Raw genomic sequence first — 17,326 nt, 5'->3', positions numbered from 1 at the left:
AATAAAAAGGAGTTCCTAATGAAATCAACTATTCTTTCTCTAGCTTTACTTGCAACTACACCAGCAATGGCATTTGTTGACGTTCCTACATTTCCAACTGAAAGCGGCTGGGCAAAAGCGATGACTCAAAAAGCATGTCACGTTAAATTTTCTAAATCAGCTGTTGGCACAATCCAAAAACACAACGACGGTTCTGTAACTTACACAGTTTACAACAAGCACGGAAAAGTTATCGCGATCGCAGCGGCTTCTTCTGAGTTTATCGGCGCAGAAAAAGTTTGCTTACAAGTAAACAACTAATTTCCACACTAGCGAGGTCTGCCGTATTAAAGCAGGCCTCCCTCCGCCTCTAAAATTTTAAAACATCACCGCGATAACTTTATCACCTTTACGCAGCTGCGAATTAATTTTAAGCTTACCTTCATGAACTACATATTGATTTGAAGAAAGTGATTCGCGTGACTGACCGCCACTGCGTACAACAACAACGTCACGCAAAGCCAGCCCCTCTGGAACTGTTAACGAAAACTCCTGCTCTACAAATGACACTGAAGCTGCAATTTTATCAAAAGCTTGCGTATAGCCATCATCATCTTTGCACAGTGAGTATGTCTTAACTACGCCAGGATTTAATTTTTGTAATTTTTCGAAAGTATCTCCAAAAGAATTTCCACTTTTTAACTCACAGCTTTGGCCACGTTTATTCATAAGCACGGCCATAAAGTAATTACCGCGCAATTGTGTTTTACCCATGTCTGAAAGAAAGCTTTCAGATAAATTTGTGGATTTAGTCAAAAAACGTGATTCTCTAACCATACTCGTAATTATTCGCGTAGGAACTTCCATCTGGCATGGCTGTGTTTCTGAAACACCTGTTGTTAAACCAGCTAAGTAGCTCATGATATGCGGAGCTGATCTAAAAGGTTGTTTACAATAATCAAGGCCTTTAAGCTCATTTTCAGAAATGTAAAATTTCTGATGAGTTTCAACGTATTTACAACTTAAAAGTTGTGCGTCCTTAAAAAAGTAGTTCACTCCAAACAATGACTTTGTGGTATTCGGATAACTGTCCACGATATTTTTAACATCATTAAGTTCAGTGATATTACAATCTTTTCCCACTAACCCAGAAGGGTTCTCTGTGCGACGAATATTTTTTAATAACGGCGGAAATGTGCGTTCTGCCAATGTACTCTCAGCACCATCGCGGTACACTAAGCCTTTAAATTGGTACACAATGCTCACCTGCTTATAAGCTATCGCTGATGATAAATCATAGTTATTAATTTTTTCTTTATTACAGTGATTTGCGCCCGAATAATTATCTTCATCAGTTAAAACGAAGAACACAACTTTTTCGTCTTCGTTTGATTTTTTATACGTATTTGAAGCCCACTGAATAACACTGCAAAGGCCTGACTCATTATCGCTGCCTTCTACACCCATACTACGAACTGTTTTTTTGATTTTGTCTACCGTGGCACTTCTCACATCAACGGCATCTAACGGATTTAGAACATAAGCTGTCGGATTCGGCGCATAAGCAGAGCGGTAAATCGCCTGTGTATCGTTAGCTGCAAGATCTTTTTCGCCAGTTACATAAACTTCTTTACCTGTTTTTAAACTTCCATAACTACGCCCTAGCACTGAATAAGCGTAGCTTGAAGTCGACAACAAACGCACAGTCACTTTTTTATTAGCCATTGAAGCTAATAAATTATCAATACGTGAAATCAACTCCTCTTGTGATTGTTTCATCGTATGTGAATTATCAACAACCAATACTAACTGTGTCGATGGATACTCAACTGATTCTTCTGTTGTAAATTCAGCTAATTTTGCATTCGCCGGCAACTCACCATCGAGATAAGCTGCCATTTTATCTACCTCAAACTGCGTCTGTTGACGGGCGCAGTTCTGAAAGCCAAAAGACAGCACTGGAATAGTGATTAATACTAAGACTAACATTCTTTTTTGTTTTGTTTTCATCTTATCCCCTATCCCTAGCCTGTATAAAGCAAAGCTATAGCCAATCCTACAGATGCAGCTAATTCGCTTTTACAGAATGAATTTCAGGAAAGATGGCTACTAAAAAAGTGGAGCACTCTATGAATGAACTCTATGTCTTTAATATCGCTACACTAAATAAAAAAGAGAAAACGAATTAGACGATGATTAGAAGTTAACCGATCCAGTTTGAGACAATAAAAAAGCCAGGCTCATCACCTGGCTTTTTTGTTTTTGTAATCTAGTTACAATTACGGAGCTTTGAATTCTGGTTTAAGAATTAAAGCTTGTAAGTCATTTAAAGCATCTGAGAAAGACACTTTATTTTGTGGTAACAACACTAGAAGTGATTGTTGACCACGACCTTTAGTTAATTCAACAGTTGAGCTTGCACCCGCGTTAACCACTTGTGCGTCGCCTAAACCTAAGAACGCTTGGTCAGAAGCTTCCATAGATACAGAGAATGATTTTTCATTTGATAAATGATCATCCATTTGAACCGAAGCTTGCTCGTTGTGAGTAACTACAACTTTGAAGTTTAATTGATTTTTGCTATCTAATTTTAACTGACTGATACGAGCTTGCACCACAACAACTGTTGAGTTGTTATAAACCGTTAAATCATTTTGATCGATTAAAGCTTCAGTGTATTTTTCTTGGTCTTTTAAAGCCTGTAAAGCCGCCGCGTCGTTTTTAACTGCTTCGATTTTAGCTTCAAAAGATTTTCTGATTTCACGAGCTTTAATTGCATCAATTAACGTCGAGGCAAAGATCTCCGCCGTTTCACCTGGAATTGATTTCGTGTTTGCACCAAGAATTTCTTGTTCAACAACGCCATCTTTATCTGCATCAACTAAGATAGAAACGTCGCATGAATTCCAAGTAGTCATTGGTTTGTAAACCTTAACACCGAATTCTACGAATTGCTCTTTACCAGCATCAGTTTCTTTTTCGACGATTCTATAACCTACAGCTTGTAAGTCACAATCAGCATTCATGAATGAGTTTGCTAATGGTTTTCTTTCGTCTTTAGCTAATAAGTTAAATAATAAAGCTTCACCAGCATTTGCCGATTCATTTTTAAGAGCTAATTCAACCGCTGAACCTTCAGCATCATTTGCTGAAGATAAAACAGATAAACCTTTTGAAGTAATAGCTGATAACTTATGAGCCACAGCTAAAACCGGAACGCGGTACAATTCTACACCATTAGCTTTAACCAATACCCAACCGTCCATTTCACGAACGTAAGCATCTTTCATTTTTGTTGCATCAAGTGTGAAAGTTAATTTCACAGCCGTTGATTCACCAGCTTTTAAAGTCACTGATTGAGCGTTGTTTAACTGCACAAACTCATTACCAACAAATTCAATGTTTACCGCTTTATCTTCTGCACCAACATTTTTTAAGTGAAGAGTTGATTTAACAACTTTTTTTGCTTCAATGTTAATTTCGCCGAAAGATACAGATGGCTCTTCAGCGATTAACTCAGATAAAGCAGCCACATCAGCTTGTACACGGCCTGAACCTTGGCGAGTCACTGGGTAACGACCAGCTTGATCACCGATTGTTTTAGAAGTTCCCATCGCTACATGTTTTAAATCTAAAGCAGAAACTTCGATTTCACGATTTTTGAAAGATTGCTTAACCAACGCTAATACACCGGCCATATGAGGAGCCGCCATTGACGTACCAGAAAGTTTAACAACTTCAGAACCTTTACCCATATCAGCAGAGATAATATCGCTACCTGGAGCAGAGATTTCTGGTTTTAAGAAACCATCGATTGAACGAGGGCCTTTAGAACTAAAACCAGTTAATGTATCGATTAACTCTGGTTTTTCGATTGTTTTATCAGTTTTAAATTGGATCGATGCACCTTGGCCAGCTGCAAGAGCGGCTTTAAGTTTAGCACCCACTTCTTTAGTGATCATGATCGCTGGAATTTCAACTTTATCAGTTGAACCCATTGTGAAAGCTGCGCCTTCTTGGTTGTTGGCAACAACAACACCGATCGCACCCGCTTTTGCGGCACGAACTATTTTATCATTAAATGTCACCGCACCACGGTCGATTAATGCGACTTTACCGTTAATAGCGGCTTTTTGTTCGTCAGTTAATTCAGTCGCTGCTGTACCGATGTGAACTAACTCACCCGTTACGTCAGATTCAGAAACTTTTTTAGAAGTAGCTGCTTCGATAGTTTCAACAGCGATTTCTTCTGCACCCGCTTTTACAACAGAGGCTGTGAAGTGCCAGTTATGATCACCGTTATCAATAGACGCTGCTACCGATAAAGCTTCAGTCGAAGTGCCCGGAGCACCTACGATATAGTCTTTAGCACCAGAGTTACCTGCAGAGATAACTGATACTGTTCCACCTTTAGCTAAATTTTTAACCGCTTCAGCGTAAAGAATTTTAGGATTACCGTAACCTGAACCTAATGAAAGATTCACGATGTCTAATTGATCACGTAAATCACCATCACCATTTGGATCGGCAGAATACTCAAGACCAGCGATAACTACCATGTCAGATGTTGAACCATCAGCACCGAAAACTTTGATCGCATAAAGATCAGCATCTGGAGCCATACCGTTATATGAAGTTACGTTATCACCGATACCAGCAATAGTACCTGCTACGTGTGTACCGTGGCCACCTTCATCAAGTGGATTTAAATCTGGCTTTGGTACGCGGTGAAAGAAATCTGGAGAAGCTGAATCGTACTCAGTACCTACTAAGTCAACACCACCACGGATTTTCTCACTTGGAAATCCTAAAGCTTCTTTAGCTGGATCAATCGCTTTGTAAGCTTCAGCAGTACCAACGCCTTTAAACATTGAGTGCGTGTAGTCGATACCTGTATCAAGAACACCTACTTTAATACCTTTACCAGTCAGACCCGCTTCATTTAATTTTTCAGCACCGATAAATTTAGACGAATTTCTTTCAGTTAATGTTTTAGTCGCTGCCGATAACGCATCCGTTTTAAAAGTGATCGGACGAGCAAATGTGCCGATACCTTCCCAAGAAGCGATTGTTCCTACAGTTTTAAGTTTTTCTAAAACCTTGATGGGAGCAAGAACCGCAACCGCATTTAATACGTAACGGTATTTATACAGAACTTGAACTTCAGCATCTAACGCTTTCATATCAGCGATAGCTTTAGTTTGTTCATTTGTGATTTGAGCGGCCTGTTCGTTATCAACGATCGTTACGCCTTCTTCTTTGCTTGAAGTTTCAAGTAAAGATGGAGTTTGTAGCTTAACTAAAGCCATCACGTGCGTTTGGTTCTGAGCGCGCGTGCTGATGATGTTTTGCGTGTCTTGTAACAGCGGAAGCATCTTTGAATTGTTGTTTTGGCTTGGCGTACAAGCTGATAAAATAAGCAGAGACGTTAAAGATACGGTGGTAACCAGTTTCATTTTTCCCCCAAATGAATAATCAGGACTGTATATACAAGATCAGGACCAATTTTTCAGAGCCTTTTTGGCCAAAAGCCTAGAAACCCCTAAAATGGTCCACTTTTATGGAACGATTACATGTCATATTTGTGATCAAAAAGCCAGCCCTAAAGCTAAACTTCATGTTGTTAAGTTAAGACACACTCGTAATAAGCCGATTTAGGCCTATATGAAGCAATATATGAAAACAACGGTGTCTGTATGTTTATTGGCTGTTCTCGCCTTAGTCGCGGCTTGTACCGCTAAACCGGTGGTAGGACGCGAACCAAGCTCTACTTACGGTCGCGCTAAGTTAGGTGAAGCCTACTTTTTTGATGTGAGCTCGCTTAATCAAGCTGAAGTTCGCTTAAGAAAATACGACCTTAAAAAAAATGAAGATCTCACAGGCTTAGAGCGCGATCTTCAGCAATTCTTAGTTGAGTTTAAAAACCGTAAAGACGGAAAAACTCCAGACATCGAACAACAAGTTGTAGCTCTGGATGTTAAAGCACCGTTCAGTAAATTCAAATTAACTGAAGGCAATTTAAAAGATGCGGCTCAGTATATGCTGGAATTGTATAACCGTGTAAGACGTGGCGAAATCAGCAGAGATGAAGCAACTTATCAAGTGGCTCAGGTAACTCGCGCTATCAATTTAATGTACATGGAACCAGTTAAAGGCAAATATGAATTTTTTGCTTTTCCGGTTCACTTAGCCCGCTTCTTATCGGCTCCAAGTGTTTCAGAAAATTATAAAGGACAAGATCCTGACTTAAAGTTTTTACGTGAAGAACTTGTGCAAGAAAAAGATGTTTCAAAAGTTGATTTCTTAAACGACTACCGTTTTAAAGAAATCAAAGGCAGCTGCCAATATGACAAAGCTAAACGTGGCTTCGGCGTTCATGCAGGCTTTCATATTAAATGCGGCGACCATGGTTATAAAATGAAATTCGGTAACGAAGAATACTCTGGCCCTTTTAACTCTCGCGTTTACCGTGCCTTAGGTTACATTACTCCGCATATTAATTACTATGAATCTTTAGCTGTCGATTACGATCGTAGATTATTAACAGAGTTCAATGAACGCCAGGTGATGAACTTTAAAGTTACACTGGCTGCGATTCCGATTTACAAAAGAACAAGCAAAGAATTTATCAATCCGTTTGATTTCATCAACAGCTTTAAAATGAAAGACGGATCTCTGGTTGATGCAAAAACAGCTCAATCGCGTCTTGTGAATAAGTCTTTAGTTGACGTTGAAAACATCACTGACGGCATGATCGATGCAAACTTTGAATCACAAATTGCTCAAGTTATTTTTAAACCTTCAACTTTAACTTTAAAAGATGACCCCGTTGTTGGTGAAGAGCTTGGCCCTTGGATTCCAGATGACTTCAACTACCGTGATTTTAAAGAAGTGCGCGGTTTAATGGTTTTAGCAGCTTGGACTGGTAACTTCGATATTCGTAAAGATAACTTACGTTTAATGGCGATTCCTGACAGCAAAGGCAAAAAACAATTACGCCTAACTTTCGGCGACGCAGGTTCTGGTTTAGGTGACGCTGCAGGAACTCGTCGTTCAGGTTCAACAATCGAAGGCATGGAGTGGGAAGTCTCTTCTGTTTACGAAGATATGAACCAAAACGATGACCGTTGGCCACAAGAAAAAGAACAACAAAGAATTTCCTTATCAGGTATTGGTAACTTAGAGTATGCAAAAGCTTTCTCTAGAATCAAAATTACAGATGCTCAATGGATGTTACGTAAACTTTGCCAATTCACTCCTGACCAAATTAAGAGTGCCTTAATTTCTTCTGGTTTAAGTTCAGCAGAAACAGTTCTGGCTCAAGCAAAACTTTTAGAGCGTCGTAATAAAATGATTGAACATTTCAAAATGGACGAAGATTTTAAAATGAGTTGTTATGTACCGGTTAATCGTAAACTTAACTATGATCCGTTAAAAGATAAGTTAGTGACGATTAGCTATGATAAAAACTCGAAAGCGACATTCGCTCCAGATCGCGGTCACAGAGTGGTTAACGGCCATTTAGTTGGCGCTCCGTTAGATAAATAGTTGATTCAACAATCAAAAACAAAAAAGCCAGGTGTTAAACCTGGCTTTTTGCTTTTCGCGAATTATACGTAATCGCCGCGTTTAATTTTTTCTAAGATGATTTTCTCAGTTTTAATTGGATCTTTTGGATCAACAGAGAAGTAAGATTGTTGCTCGCAACGGATCTTTTCTTTGATTAACCATTTTAAGATATCAGATAAATCTTTATTCTTTTTATCACGGAAGAACGGATCATTCTCTAAAGCATCTTTCGCTTTTTTAAGAGCGCGCGCTTCAGCTGGATCAGATTCTTTCACTTTGTAGTGAGGAAGATCATATTTTTTCACGTCACCCGGCAACACGCCTAAGAATCTTACGTTCGGTGCTGAGAAGTCACCGTTACGGATAAGAGATGCTGCTGAACCGGCTTTAAGTGTTCTGAAGATATTTTGCATCGTGTACGCATCCAGATCCCCGAAGAAGTACATCGGAACATCTAATTGCGCTTCGATTAATTTACACCAACCACGCACACCATTTGATGGAACCCCTTGAGCACCCATCAAGATACAGTTGTTACGTTTAGTGAAACCCATTGTTTGTAAGGTATTCGCCGTACCTTCTGACTCTACCACTAAGCAGAAATCGATTTTTTTCTTAGCTTTAAGTTTTAAAGATTGCGGTTTATTTTTTGGTTGGAATGGCGTTGTACCTAAAGTTGATAAATCAACTACGGCTTTATCCCCGTCCGGTAATGTCTCAGTCACAACTAGTTGTTGTGAGTAAGTTTGTCCACCACGGTCATTGGCAAAGCAGTTTAATTCTTCACGGTAAACTTCTAACATATCACCGATAAAATCGATGATCGAATCAGATTCATCCTGATCTTCGAAATCTAAAGGTTTGTATCTAGAATCACCTTTAATCACACCTTTACACATGTAGTACAATTCACGCTTCGTATTGACTGCGCCAATATCTAAATTGCGAAGTAATAATTCAAGCATGAAAACAACACGCGCAAGTTTTTGCACTGATGATACGTTTAATTCTGTACGAACTACTTTATCACCCGGAGTTAAGTAACCCACTTTGGCATTGTAATTTGAGTTATCTAAAGAAGTTTTTACCGCTTCTAAGTAAGGTCTTTTTGATTTTTCTAAATCAGAAAGCATTCTTTCAGCTAAAACTTTAGCTTCTTTAGGAATATCTAATTTTAATTCACGAACTTTAAGTAATGACATCTACAGACCTGAACCTTTATCAGCATCATCTGCTGTTCCAAGTTTTTTAGCTTCTTTTTGTTTTTGAGCCGCTAATTTGTTTTGTGCATCTTCAAGCGCACTTGCTGCATCATCAGAATCACGTCCTAAAATTTTACGTAATCCTTCTTCGGCTTTTTTCTTTCTTGAAGCATTCGCTCCAGAAATTGAAACTAGTTTTTCAACTAAGATCGGACCGAATTGCTCGATATGAGCTAATTTTCTTTCTAAATCAGCCTCTTTCATTTCATGTTTGATATGACGTGAAAGTTTTTGACCCGCTTGCATTAAAGCACGGCGAATCTCTTCAACCAATTCATCAGAAGCATCGATTGTTTCTTTCGACGCATTTTTAAATTTAATAAATGGAGACACGATTGAAACCGCGAATACGTAAGGACCTTGCGGTAATGAATCTTTTGGTTGAGTTAAACCGTAAGATTTCCAGTTTACTGATTCAATCGCCCAAGTGATCGCACAACCTGATTTATCAAATTGTAACGGAACACGATTGGCAAAACGTAATAACTGAACAGGTTCACCTTCAGCTCCACGGTTAATAAAACGTGCTAAAGCGACTTCTACAACCACCGGTTTAAAGTCACAAATCGTAGGTTTTCTTGTCATAACTGAGAAGAAATCTACTTCGCCTAAGCGATTAATTGATTTAGATAAAGCGTCTTCACCTACAGTAAGAACTGATTTTGTCGATGGAGCCATTAATTCAGTGGCTTGAACCGCTGTGAAAACCTTTTTGAAATCTTCTTCGTTCATCGTTGTAATTGTTTTTTCAACGAGAGCTTTTGGCATACCGTTTTTAACGAAATCTTTGATCGATTGATCAGAAATACGAGAAAAACCTGTTTTTAAGAACTTAGAAAGACTGATTTTTCCGTATAAATGAGAGTGAGTGATAAACTCACCTAATTTAAACGTATGAGGATGCGGTAAAGTCGCTTCTGGAATTTGCGGCGATTCATTTGAAACACGCTCAACTGTCGTTTTTTCGTTATCACCCATTTTATGAGTAACAGTTAAGTGCGGATTAACTAATACCGTACCATCGATATACGTTAATAGACCACCGTCACCATTCATTTGGATACGGCCATCCATCAGGAATTCAACACGAGTTCCGTTAGTTTTTTTCCAATCTAACGTCTCTTTATTACGTAAAATACCTGTGTTTGTTTTAATATCTACGTCAACCTGTGCACTCACAGCTTTACGCATATTTTTAGTCTTAGAAATAACCTGAACACCTTTAGCATTGGTCATTTGCGCCCATGTCGTGGCTGCCGAAATACCGATACCTTGTTGACCACGAGAACATTGTCCGCGACCGAATTTAGATGAGGCTAAATATTCACCGAATACCTTAGCTAAATCATCGCCATCGATACCAGGACCGTTATCTTCAACAACAATCTTGATTAAATCAGTGTTTTTAGTAGATCCAACACCTACTTTTTTTACTTCAATTTCTAATTCAGGAAGGATTTTAGCACCTTCACAAGCATCTAATGAGTTATCAACCGCTTCTTTAAGGGTCGTTAAAACCGCTTTTAAAGGCGAAGAAAACCCTACTTGTTGAAGGTTTTTTGCGAAATATTCTGCCGTACTACTTTTCGTAATTTTGCTCAAAATAAGGCCTTTCAATAACTTAAACTACGTATATCACCCATTATTGAAGGGGTTTTTAAGACAAAAAAGCAAGCCTTTGGGCTAAGAAAGTATATTGCGCGTAGCGTAAGATAGGGTTTTGCCGCCGTTTTAAACGAGAAAACCCCTAAATTTGATGTCAGTTTAAGCGAGAAGATATTGGATCACATCTTTCGCGGAATAAGATTTTTGGCCCGGTTTAATCATGCGAACGATGTTATTTAGATCATCGCCAGCCGTTAAAAGCGGTAATTCCGCTTGTCCGTTAGCTTGGATTTGCCCCATGCCTACGTCAGCCATTAAAGCATTACATAAACATTTTCTGCCCACAGTGTCCTCTTCAAGACCGCCTTTTTTAACGTAGTCTTTAACTGGCTCTGCTGGGCAACGCTGACCGATGGTTCCGTCATCTTTTTTGTAAGCATGACGTAAATAACCTAAGTCACAGATACGTTGGCGCTGTAAATATAAAGCTTCTTCTGAAACAGTTCCTGGTAAACGAGCCGCTTTAAACGGAAAATTTGTAGGAGATGACCTTGGATCAGTGAAAATCCAACCACCCTCTGGAGCTGGTTTAGAGATAATTTCTGCAATCGCTTTTTCACGATGTTCAAGCTTAACACCTGATTCATCAGAGAATGCGAATAAAGTTCCGACTTGAACGCCATGGGCGCCTTGTGCTTGAACTTCTTTTAATTTTTCAGGTGTCGCGTAGTAACCGGCCATCCAGAATGGCAGCTCTAACGCTTTCATATCAGCCAGATCAACCGCATCGCGCTCACCATAGATTGGCTCGCCACGTTCATTTAATTTCATTGGCCCACGCGGAGGAGCGTTGTGACCACCGGCCAAAGGGCCTTCAACAATAAAACCATCTACACGGCCTGTAGATTTCTTTTTTAAGTTATTTGCAAGGACAGCTGATGAAACGATGGGAAAAAAGAATGGACGTTTTAACGGAACAAGCGGTGTGTTTTCCATCACGTCTTGTGGGTTAAACGACATCACAGCATCACCTTCCATTCCCATCACAGGAATTTTTAATGTGGCTGTTTGGTTTTGGCTTAACAGATCTAAAGCCCCTGGAATTTCACGCGGAATTCCGGCGCCCATAATCACGTAATCAACATCAGCTAATAAAGCGCCGTAAAGACAAGCTAAGTTCGGTAATTGGATTTTTTCTAAAAGATTTAAACCCACTTTTCCGTTATGGCCTTCACGCGCTAACCAGACTTCAACAAAGCACGCAGCCACTGTTAATTGTAACAAGGCTTTCGGAGAATTGATTGAATACATCGGTGCACGTTTGTACGGTTTATCTGCGGGCTTTCCACCTTCGATAAAATATGTTTCTAAAATTTTGTTCGCAATTTCTTGCGAAGGAAAAGCTTTTAAAGCACGACGAGTGTTACCTTCAACATCACCATCTTGAAGACGTCTGACAAGAACTGAATTGATGGCTGTTCCAGAAACGACACCTAATTGGCCCGTTTGCGAAACCGACTTTGCAAGTTTCCAATCAGAAACCGCAATGCCCATTCCACCTTGAATAATAACCGGATGTTCAATTTGCATTGGATGTTTCCTTGTTTGATCTAGTGTGTTTTGCATCAAAGTAATTTAGTGAATGCCCTCTGTAATTACAAATGAATTGTTTTACATATTTATGCACGTATGCAGCTTTCACGTCTTTCTAAGTGCATCAAAATAAGACATTCAAGACTGTACTCGTCTCTACCGATAAAGGAGCCATGTCGAAGGTCGATTCAAAAACAAAAAATCAGTTGGTTGCAGGACCCCAAAAAGCTCAACAATTTCCGACGCGTCCGAGCTATAATCCTCCTGCGCAAAAACAGAATTTACCTTTGAGCCAGCCCGACAATTCACGCGAAGTGATGGCTTTGGATGCGAAATATTCCGATTTATTAAAACCTAAAGAAGTGAATTTTAAAGCGCATATTATTCCGATTGTTGCAATTTTTGCATTCTCTTTAGTCTTAGTTGTTCTTTTTCATGTCACGAATCCCCCGTCCAGCAAGGGTTTGGGGCCAGGTCGTGGTGTGAGCGGTGATTTAAATGATCTTTCTAATGGCCATTACCAAAGCCAGTCTGCCGACTATCAGGAAGAAAAAACCTGCGTCGATCATCCCGATGGAACGAAATCTTGCACGACAAAAACAAAGCTTCATCGCGCGTTTAGATAATTCAAATAAGCGCTTATCGCCATTCGATTTAGGCTCAAAATCTTTTCGAGAATAACAAGTATTCTAAAAACTAGACTTAGAATCTCTTTAACAGTCACCCGTTTCTGACGATACTTCATTAGTTGTATGAAATTCGGCATCCGGATTCTCCTTTCTGGGGAGGATCTAGAAGTCACTAAAAGCGAGATGGCGTAAGCAGTCTCGCTTTTTGCATTTTCAAGGCCTAATTATTCTTCGTTTTGATCGTCGGCTGAGTCTTCGACGCTTGCGCTCTTCGCCGCTAATTCTTCCATCGCTATTTCAGCTCTTGTTTTATAGCCTTTTTTTGTATTGCACTCTTTGCAAGAAACAACGCAGTTTTTTTTATCGGTTTTTCCACCGCGGGCGATGGGAATTAAGTGATCCATTGTTAAGTCTTCGGCTTTAAACTTCTGTTCGCAGTGATAACAAAGGCCTTTACCCAGCTGTTGTTTCCACCAGCTGGATTTACGCATTTCACGCGCTTTCGCTTTTTCAATTTTTTGATGCGACTCCGAGGCCGGAGTGAAATAATCGCCGTAATCAGACATAGAGTTTTTTAGTTACCTTTGACTTGCGGAAAATACAAGCGATTATCATAGAGCCCTTCGCTGAAGTACTGTTTAATCGCTTTTAGATGATTCTCAGTTTTTTCAGTATCACCCACAAGCTGATAGGTTTGATCAGAATACAGCGCTATCGTCTTAGGGCCTTGATTATACAGCGTTCGCGCTAGGTGGTTGGTATTCAGGTAACCTAAGCGAAACAAATCGTTTAACGTCGGAAATAAATCAATTTGCTGCGCATATTGATTCGGGTTTAATCCCTGTAAAATTTCTGGTTTTTTAGCGTAAAACAAAATGGGAATTTCAAATTTTTGTTCGAAATCAGAATTCGTTTCATCAATGGCAGGGCCCGTATGATCAGCGACAAAAAGAAAAATCGTTTTATCAAACCAAGCGTGTTTTTGCGCACAAGCCATAAAGTTTTTTAACGATAAATCGAGGTAACTAATTGTTTTTAAGATGGGAAGTTCGTTCGCTTCTGCACGATAAGTTTTATCAAATGATTCAGGTGTTTTAAACGGCTGATGCGAAGATAACGTAAAAACCACTGAGGCAAATGGTGATTTAAATTCTGTCATTTTTTCGCAGGCAAATTGCAAAAAAGGCTCGTCGTAAATTCCCCAAAAACCATCGTCTTGAGTTTTATCAGGGTATTCATTTTTACCAAAATACTGATCAAAACCACTGGCTTTTGTGAAGACATCAAAGCGCATAGTTCCGTTAGTTGCCCCATGAAAAAAGCTTGTTCGGTATTTTTGTTTTTTAAACAACTGCCCGAGCCCCATAAACTCATTGGTCGCAAATTCTGAATTTAAAAATGGCTCTTCCATTAACGCTGGAATACCCGCCAAAATTGATGCAATTCCCTCGATCGACCTGCGCCCGTTCGCGTAGGATTTATCAAAATACACGCCCTTTTTGATCAGCTCAGTTAGGTATGGTGTACGGGTTGGCGAAAGATACTCTTTCGATAAACTTTCAACGATAAACACCACTAGGTTATAACCTTTGGCATCTTGTGCGGAGTTTTGCTTAGTTGTTTGCGCTGGGTTTAAATACTTACGCATTTCTGCATCTGAAAAATATTTTTCTTTCTGAAAACCCGTCTTACCAAAGCTTTTTAAGAAGGTAAAACTTGTATTTAAAACTAAATGATGTGCGTATGTATGAGGTAATACCTTCGCATCGACAAAGCTAATGGGTTTATACTGAAGCCCACCGCGCCCAAAAATCACCACTAGCGGAATCATAGCAACAACAAAAAGTGCTTTCACTTTGCCTGAACAAGCAGATAATAGCGGGTGAATTTTGAAATAGTTTTTATAACAGATCACTAAAAATACAGCTAAGCCAACAAACGTGATCGTCGCTAGAAAACCGTACTGAAGCATATTTGTATTCTGCCCTTCGGTGGCTAAATACAAGCTGGATTTGGTAAACCTGCGCCCCATAAAATTCACTAACTCGACATCAATAAAGTTACCAAAAATTAAAGCCGCATGCCCCAAAGTAATCGCGTTCAGCGCTAAAAAACGAATTAGTCTTACCGGAATTAATAAGGCCAAAAGCGTGATAAACACCATCGGTACAACGACGACGGCATCGAATCTAAACCCTTGTAGAAAACAAACGGCTATTTCCGAAGCAGAAAACTCACGAAAATGTACAAAATTCCATCCTAAAAACAGGATTCTGATTCCTAAATACAGAGCTAAAAGCGATATAGTGAAGATCAGCAGTTTGCCAGCGATTTGCCATGGCTTCGTGTCTTGATTCGAAGTCGGATTTTTGTTATCACTCATATCTATGACAATAGATCAGATGAAACAAAGATTGCAAGAACACTATCCCGATGCTGACCCAAATTCTGAGATTCAGGTTTTTGACCTTACGGGCACATCAGATCACTGGGAAGTGGCCGTTAGAAGCACAGCTTTTAAAGGTTTAACTCGTATCGAACAACACCAGCATGTCATGAAAGCTTTTGGCCCAGAATTAAAAACTGGCGAAGTGCATGCTCTTTCAATTAAGACTTCAACGAAATAAATAAAGGAGACTACAATGTCTGACGTTAAAACAAAAATCGACGGTTTATTAAACGACAACAAAATCGTTTTATTCATGAAAGGCACACAACAATTTCCAATGTGCGGCTTCTCAGCTCGTGCTACTGCGATTTTACAAGATATCGGTGTTCAATTTAAAGATGTGAACGTGCTTGAAGACGAAGAAATCCGTCAAGGCATCAAAGATTACGGCAACTGGCCGACTATCCCACAACTTTATATCAACAAAAAATTAATCGGCGGTTCTGACATCATGATGGAAATGTACCAAGCCGGCGAATTACAAGATTTGCTTAAAAATTAATTAGCTTATGTTATGTAATGTGGCTCTATGGGATAGAGCCTTTCGCTTTTTATTATCTGTCTTCGTCTTATCCTACGCTGTTGCCGGCGGGCCGCTGTGGTTTTATGGTCTAGGTTTATATGGCCTTGCCACAGCAGGATGGGGACTTTGCCCAATATATTCTTTCTTTCGAATCAGAACTTTGCGATAGTTTAAGTCTACGCTAGAAAGCGAGCAATTAAACGATGGACACTCAAGCCTGCCAACATGTTATCGAAAATTTAGAATCTCTTCCACTAGCTCCGCAACAAATCAAAACGGATAATGATTCTCTTGGTTATTACGGAAAAGATTGGACGACCTACTACGATATCAAAGCTTCAGTTATTTTATTTCCTGAATCGACAACTGATGTGGTTGAAATCGTTCACTGGGCCCGCAAACATAAAATCGCCTTAGTTCCTTCTGGTGGCCGTACTGGTTTATCAGGTGCAGCTTGTGCCACTCACGGCGAAGCTGTTGTGAGCTTTGATCGCATGAATAAAGTTTTAGAATTTAACGAAACTGATTCAACAGTGCGCATTCAACCAGGAATGATCACTGAAGCCTTACAAAACTATGCCGCAGAAAAAGGTTTACTTTACCCTGTTGATTTCGCAGCCAGCGGATCATCACAAATGGGTGGTAACATCGCAACCAATGCTGGTGGTATCAAAGTTGTTCGTTACGGTTTAACACGTGACTGGGTTGTTGGGTTAAAAGTTGTGACTGGCACAGGCGAAATTTTAGAATTGAATAACGGCCTTGTTAAAAACGCCACTGGTCTTGATTTACGTCATTTATTCATCGGCAGTGAAGGTATTTTAGGTTTTATCACTGAAGCTTTGATTAAACTTGCGCCTAAACCGCCAGAGTTAAAAGTTTTAGTTTTAGCGTTAGATCAAATGTCTTCAGTGATGAAGGTGTACGCTGAGTTTAAAAAACACTGCCACATGCAAGCGTACGAAATGTTTTCTGAAAAAGCTTTGCAAAAAGTTTTAAGTGCGGCTGAAGATCTTCACCGCCCGTTTGAAACAGTGACAGACTTTTACGTCGTGTGTGAAGTTGAATGCCCGACTGCTGAAGCTGAAGAAAAAGTGATGAGCGTTTTTGAATCGTGCTTAGAACAAGGTATGATCATCGATGGCGTGATTTCACAATCAGAAGTGCAAGCGCAAACTTTCTGGCGTTACCGTGAAGATATCTCTGAATCATTGTCAAAATACTCTCCTTACAAAAATGATATCGCTGTGGCGATTTCAAGAGTTCCTGCATTTATGCAAGAGCTAGATCAAGTTTTAACAAAAGCCTACCCTACTTGGGAAGTGGTGTGGTTCGGTCATATCGGTGATGGCAACTTACACATCAACATCTTGCGCCCTGAAGGTATGACGAAAGAAGTTTTCGTTAAAGAATGCCGTAAGGTTGATGAACTGGTATTCCAAGCTGTTAAAAGCCAGCACGGAAGTATTTCTGCAGAACACGGCGTGGGACTATCTAAAAAATCGTTTTTAAATTACACCCGCTCAAATGCAGAGATTGAAATCATGAAGGGTATCAAAAAAGTGTTTGATCCTGATAATATTATCAATCCTGGTAAAGTGATCGACTAAGTTTCAAACTAAATTTCTTATTGTTCAGTCAACATGAAGAGCAGCGCTGTATCTTATGAGCACAGCGCTAAACCCAAGCAGCAACACAAATATAAAATCTGACAATG

The 17,326-nt window shown here is 39.6% G+C and carries 14 protein-coding genes; 7 read left to right on the top strand and 7 right to left on the bottom strand.

Annotation, left to right across the window (positions count from 1 at the left end; all coding sequences use genetic code 11):
- Nucleotides 1-18: 18 nt before the first annotated feature.
- On the top strand, nucleotides 19-300 hold the full coding sequence (locus ACKWCF_RS04865; RefSeq protein ID WP_409479576.1) for a hypothetical protein: 282 nt from the start codon (nucleotides 19-21) through the stop codon (nucleotides 298-300).
- Nucleotides 301-357: 57 nt separating this feature from the next.
- On the opposite strand, the gene ACKWCF_RS04860 is transcribed toward ACKWCF_RS04865, so the two are convergent.
- Nucleotides 358-1,989, bottom strand: coding sequence for a hypothetical protein (locus ACKWCF_RS04860; protein WP_409479575.1), 1,632 nt, complete (start codon nucleotides 1,987-1,989; stop codon nucleotides 358-360).
- 269 nt (nucleotides 1,990-2,258) lie between these two features.
- Entirely contained in the window at nucleotides 2,259-5,435 is a 3,177-nt protein-coding gene (locus ACKWCF_RS04855; protein WP_409479574.1) for a S8 family serine peptidase, read from the bottom strand.
- Nucleotides 5,436-5,643: 208 nt separating this feature from the next.
- On the opposite strand from ACKWCF_RS04855, the gene ACKWCF_RS04850 reads away from it, so the two are divergent.
- The gene (locus tag ACKWCF_RS04850; RefSeq protein ID WP_409479573.1) at nucleotides 5,644-7,527 is read left to right on the top strand and encodes a hypothetical protein; all 1,884 of its coding nucleotides are present in this window, start codon (nucleotides 5,644-5,646) and stop codon (nucleotides 7,525-7,527) included.
- A gap of 62 nt (nucleotides 7,528-7,589) precedes the next feature.
- On the opposite strand, the gene ACKWCF_RS04845 is transcribed toward ACKWCF_RS04850, so the two are convergent.
- From ACKWCF_RS04845 to ACKWCF_RS04835, 3 genes are all read right to left on the bottom strand, one after another.
- Nucleotides 7,590-8,750: a DNA topoisomerase VI gene (locus tag ACKWCF_RS04845; RefSeq protein ID WP_409479572.1), complete on the bottom strand. Its 1,161-nt coding sequence runs from the start codon at nucleotides 8,748-8,750 to the stop codon at nucleotides 7,590-7,592.
- Nucleotides 8,751-10,412 (bottom strand): DNA topoisomerase VI subunit B, encoded by a 1,662-nt coding sequence (locus tag ACKWCF_RS04840; RefSeq protein WP_409479571.1) that lies wholly within the window; start codon nucleotides 10,410-10,412, stop codon nucleotides 8,751-8,753.
- 162 nt (nucleotides 10,413-10,574) lie between these two features.
- Nucleotides 10,575-12,005: a nitronate monooxygenase gene (locus tag ACKWCF_RS04835; RefSeq protein WP_409480248.1), complete on the bottom strand. Its 1,431-nt coding sequence runs from the start codon at nucleotides 12,003-12,005 to the stop codon at nucleotides 10,575-10,577.
- Between the two features lie 176 nt (nucleotides 12,006-12,181).
- On the opposite strand from ACKWCF_RS04835, the gene ACKWCF_RS04830 reads away from it, so the two are divergent.
- Nucleotides 12,182-12,634, top strand: a complete 453-nt coding sequence (locus ACKWCF_RS04830) for a hypothetical protein (RefSeq protein WP_409479570.1) — start codon at nucleotides 12,182-12,184, stop codon at nucleotides 12,632-12,634.
- A 227-nt stretch (nucleotides 12,635-12,861) separates the two neighbouring features.
- Here the strand turns inward: ACKWCF_RS04830 and ACKWCF_RS04825 are convergent, their stop codons facing one another.
- Together ACKWCF_RS04825 and ACKWCF_RS04820 are read right to left on the bottom strand one after the other, a co-directional pair.
- Nucleotides 12,862-13,203: an HNH endonuclease gene (locus tag ACKWCF_RS04825; protein WP_409479569.1), complete on the bottom strand. Its 342-nt coding sequence runs from the start codon at nucleotides 13,201-13,203 to the stop codon at nucleotides 12,862-12,864.
- A gap of 8 nt (nucleotides 13,204-13,211) precedes the next feature.
- Nucleotides 13,212-15,020 (bottom strand): LTA synthase family protein, encoded by a 1,809-nt coding sequence (locus tag ACKWCF_RS04820; RefSeq protein WP_409479568.1) that lies wholly within the window; start codon nucleotides 15,018-15,020, stop codon nucleotides 13,212-13,214.
- Nucleotides 15,021-15,024: 4 nt separating this feature from the next.
- Between ACKWCF_RS04820 and ACKWCF_RS04815 the strand changes: the two genes are divergently transcribed.
- The 4 genes from ACKWCF_RS04815 to ACKWCF_RS04800 are packed head-to-tail and all read left to right on the top strand — an operon-like array spanning nucleotide 15,025 to nucleotide 17,219.
- Nucleotides 15,025-15,264 (top strand): BolA/IbaG family iron-sulfur metabolism protein, encoded by a 240-nt coding sequence (locus ACKWCF_RS04815; protein ID WP_409479567.1) that lies wholly within the window; start codon nucleotides 15,025-15,027, stop codon nucleotides 15,262-15,264.
- A gap of 15 nt (nucleotides 15,265-15,279) precedes the next feature.
- On the top strand, nucleotides 15,280-15,588 hold the full coding sequence (gene grxD, locus ACKWCF_RS04810) for a Grx4 family monothiol glutaredoxin (RefSeq protein WP_409479566.1): 309 nt from the start codon (nucleotides 15,280-15,282) through the stop codon (nucleotides 15,586-15,588).
- Between the two features lie 7 nt (nucleotides 15,589-15,595).
- Nucleotides 15,596-15,778: a DUF2892 domain-containing protein gene (locus ACKWCF_RS04805; protein WP_409479565.1), complete on the top strand. Its 183-nt coding sequence runs from the start codon at nucleotides 15,596-15,598 to the stop codon at nucleotides 15,776-15,778.
- Nucleotides 15,779-15,812: 34 nt separating this feature from the next.
- A complete protein-coding gene (locus ACKWCF_RS04800; RefSeq protein ID WP_409479564.1) occupies nucleotides 15,813-17,219 on the top strand; it encodes an FAD-binding oxidoreductase in 1,407 nt (468 codons plus the stop codon).
- Nucleotides 17,220-17,326 lie beyond the last annotated feature (107 nt).

This window comes from Pseudobdellovibrio sp. HCB154 (genome assembly GCF_046267985.1).
Taxonomy (GTDB): Bacteria; Bdellovibrionota; Bdellovibrionia; order Bdellovibrionales; family Bdellovibrionaceae; genus Pseudobdellovibrio.
This window is presented reverse-complemented; position numbering and strand designations above follow the sequence as displayed.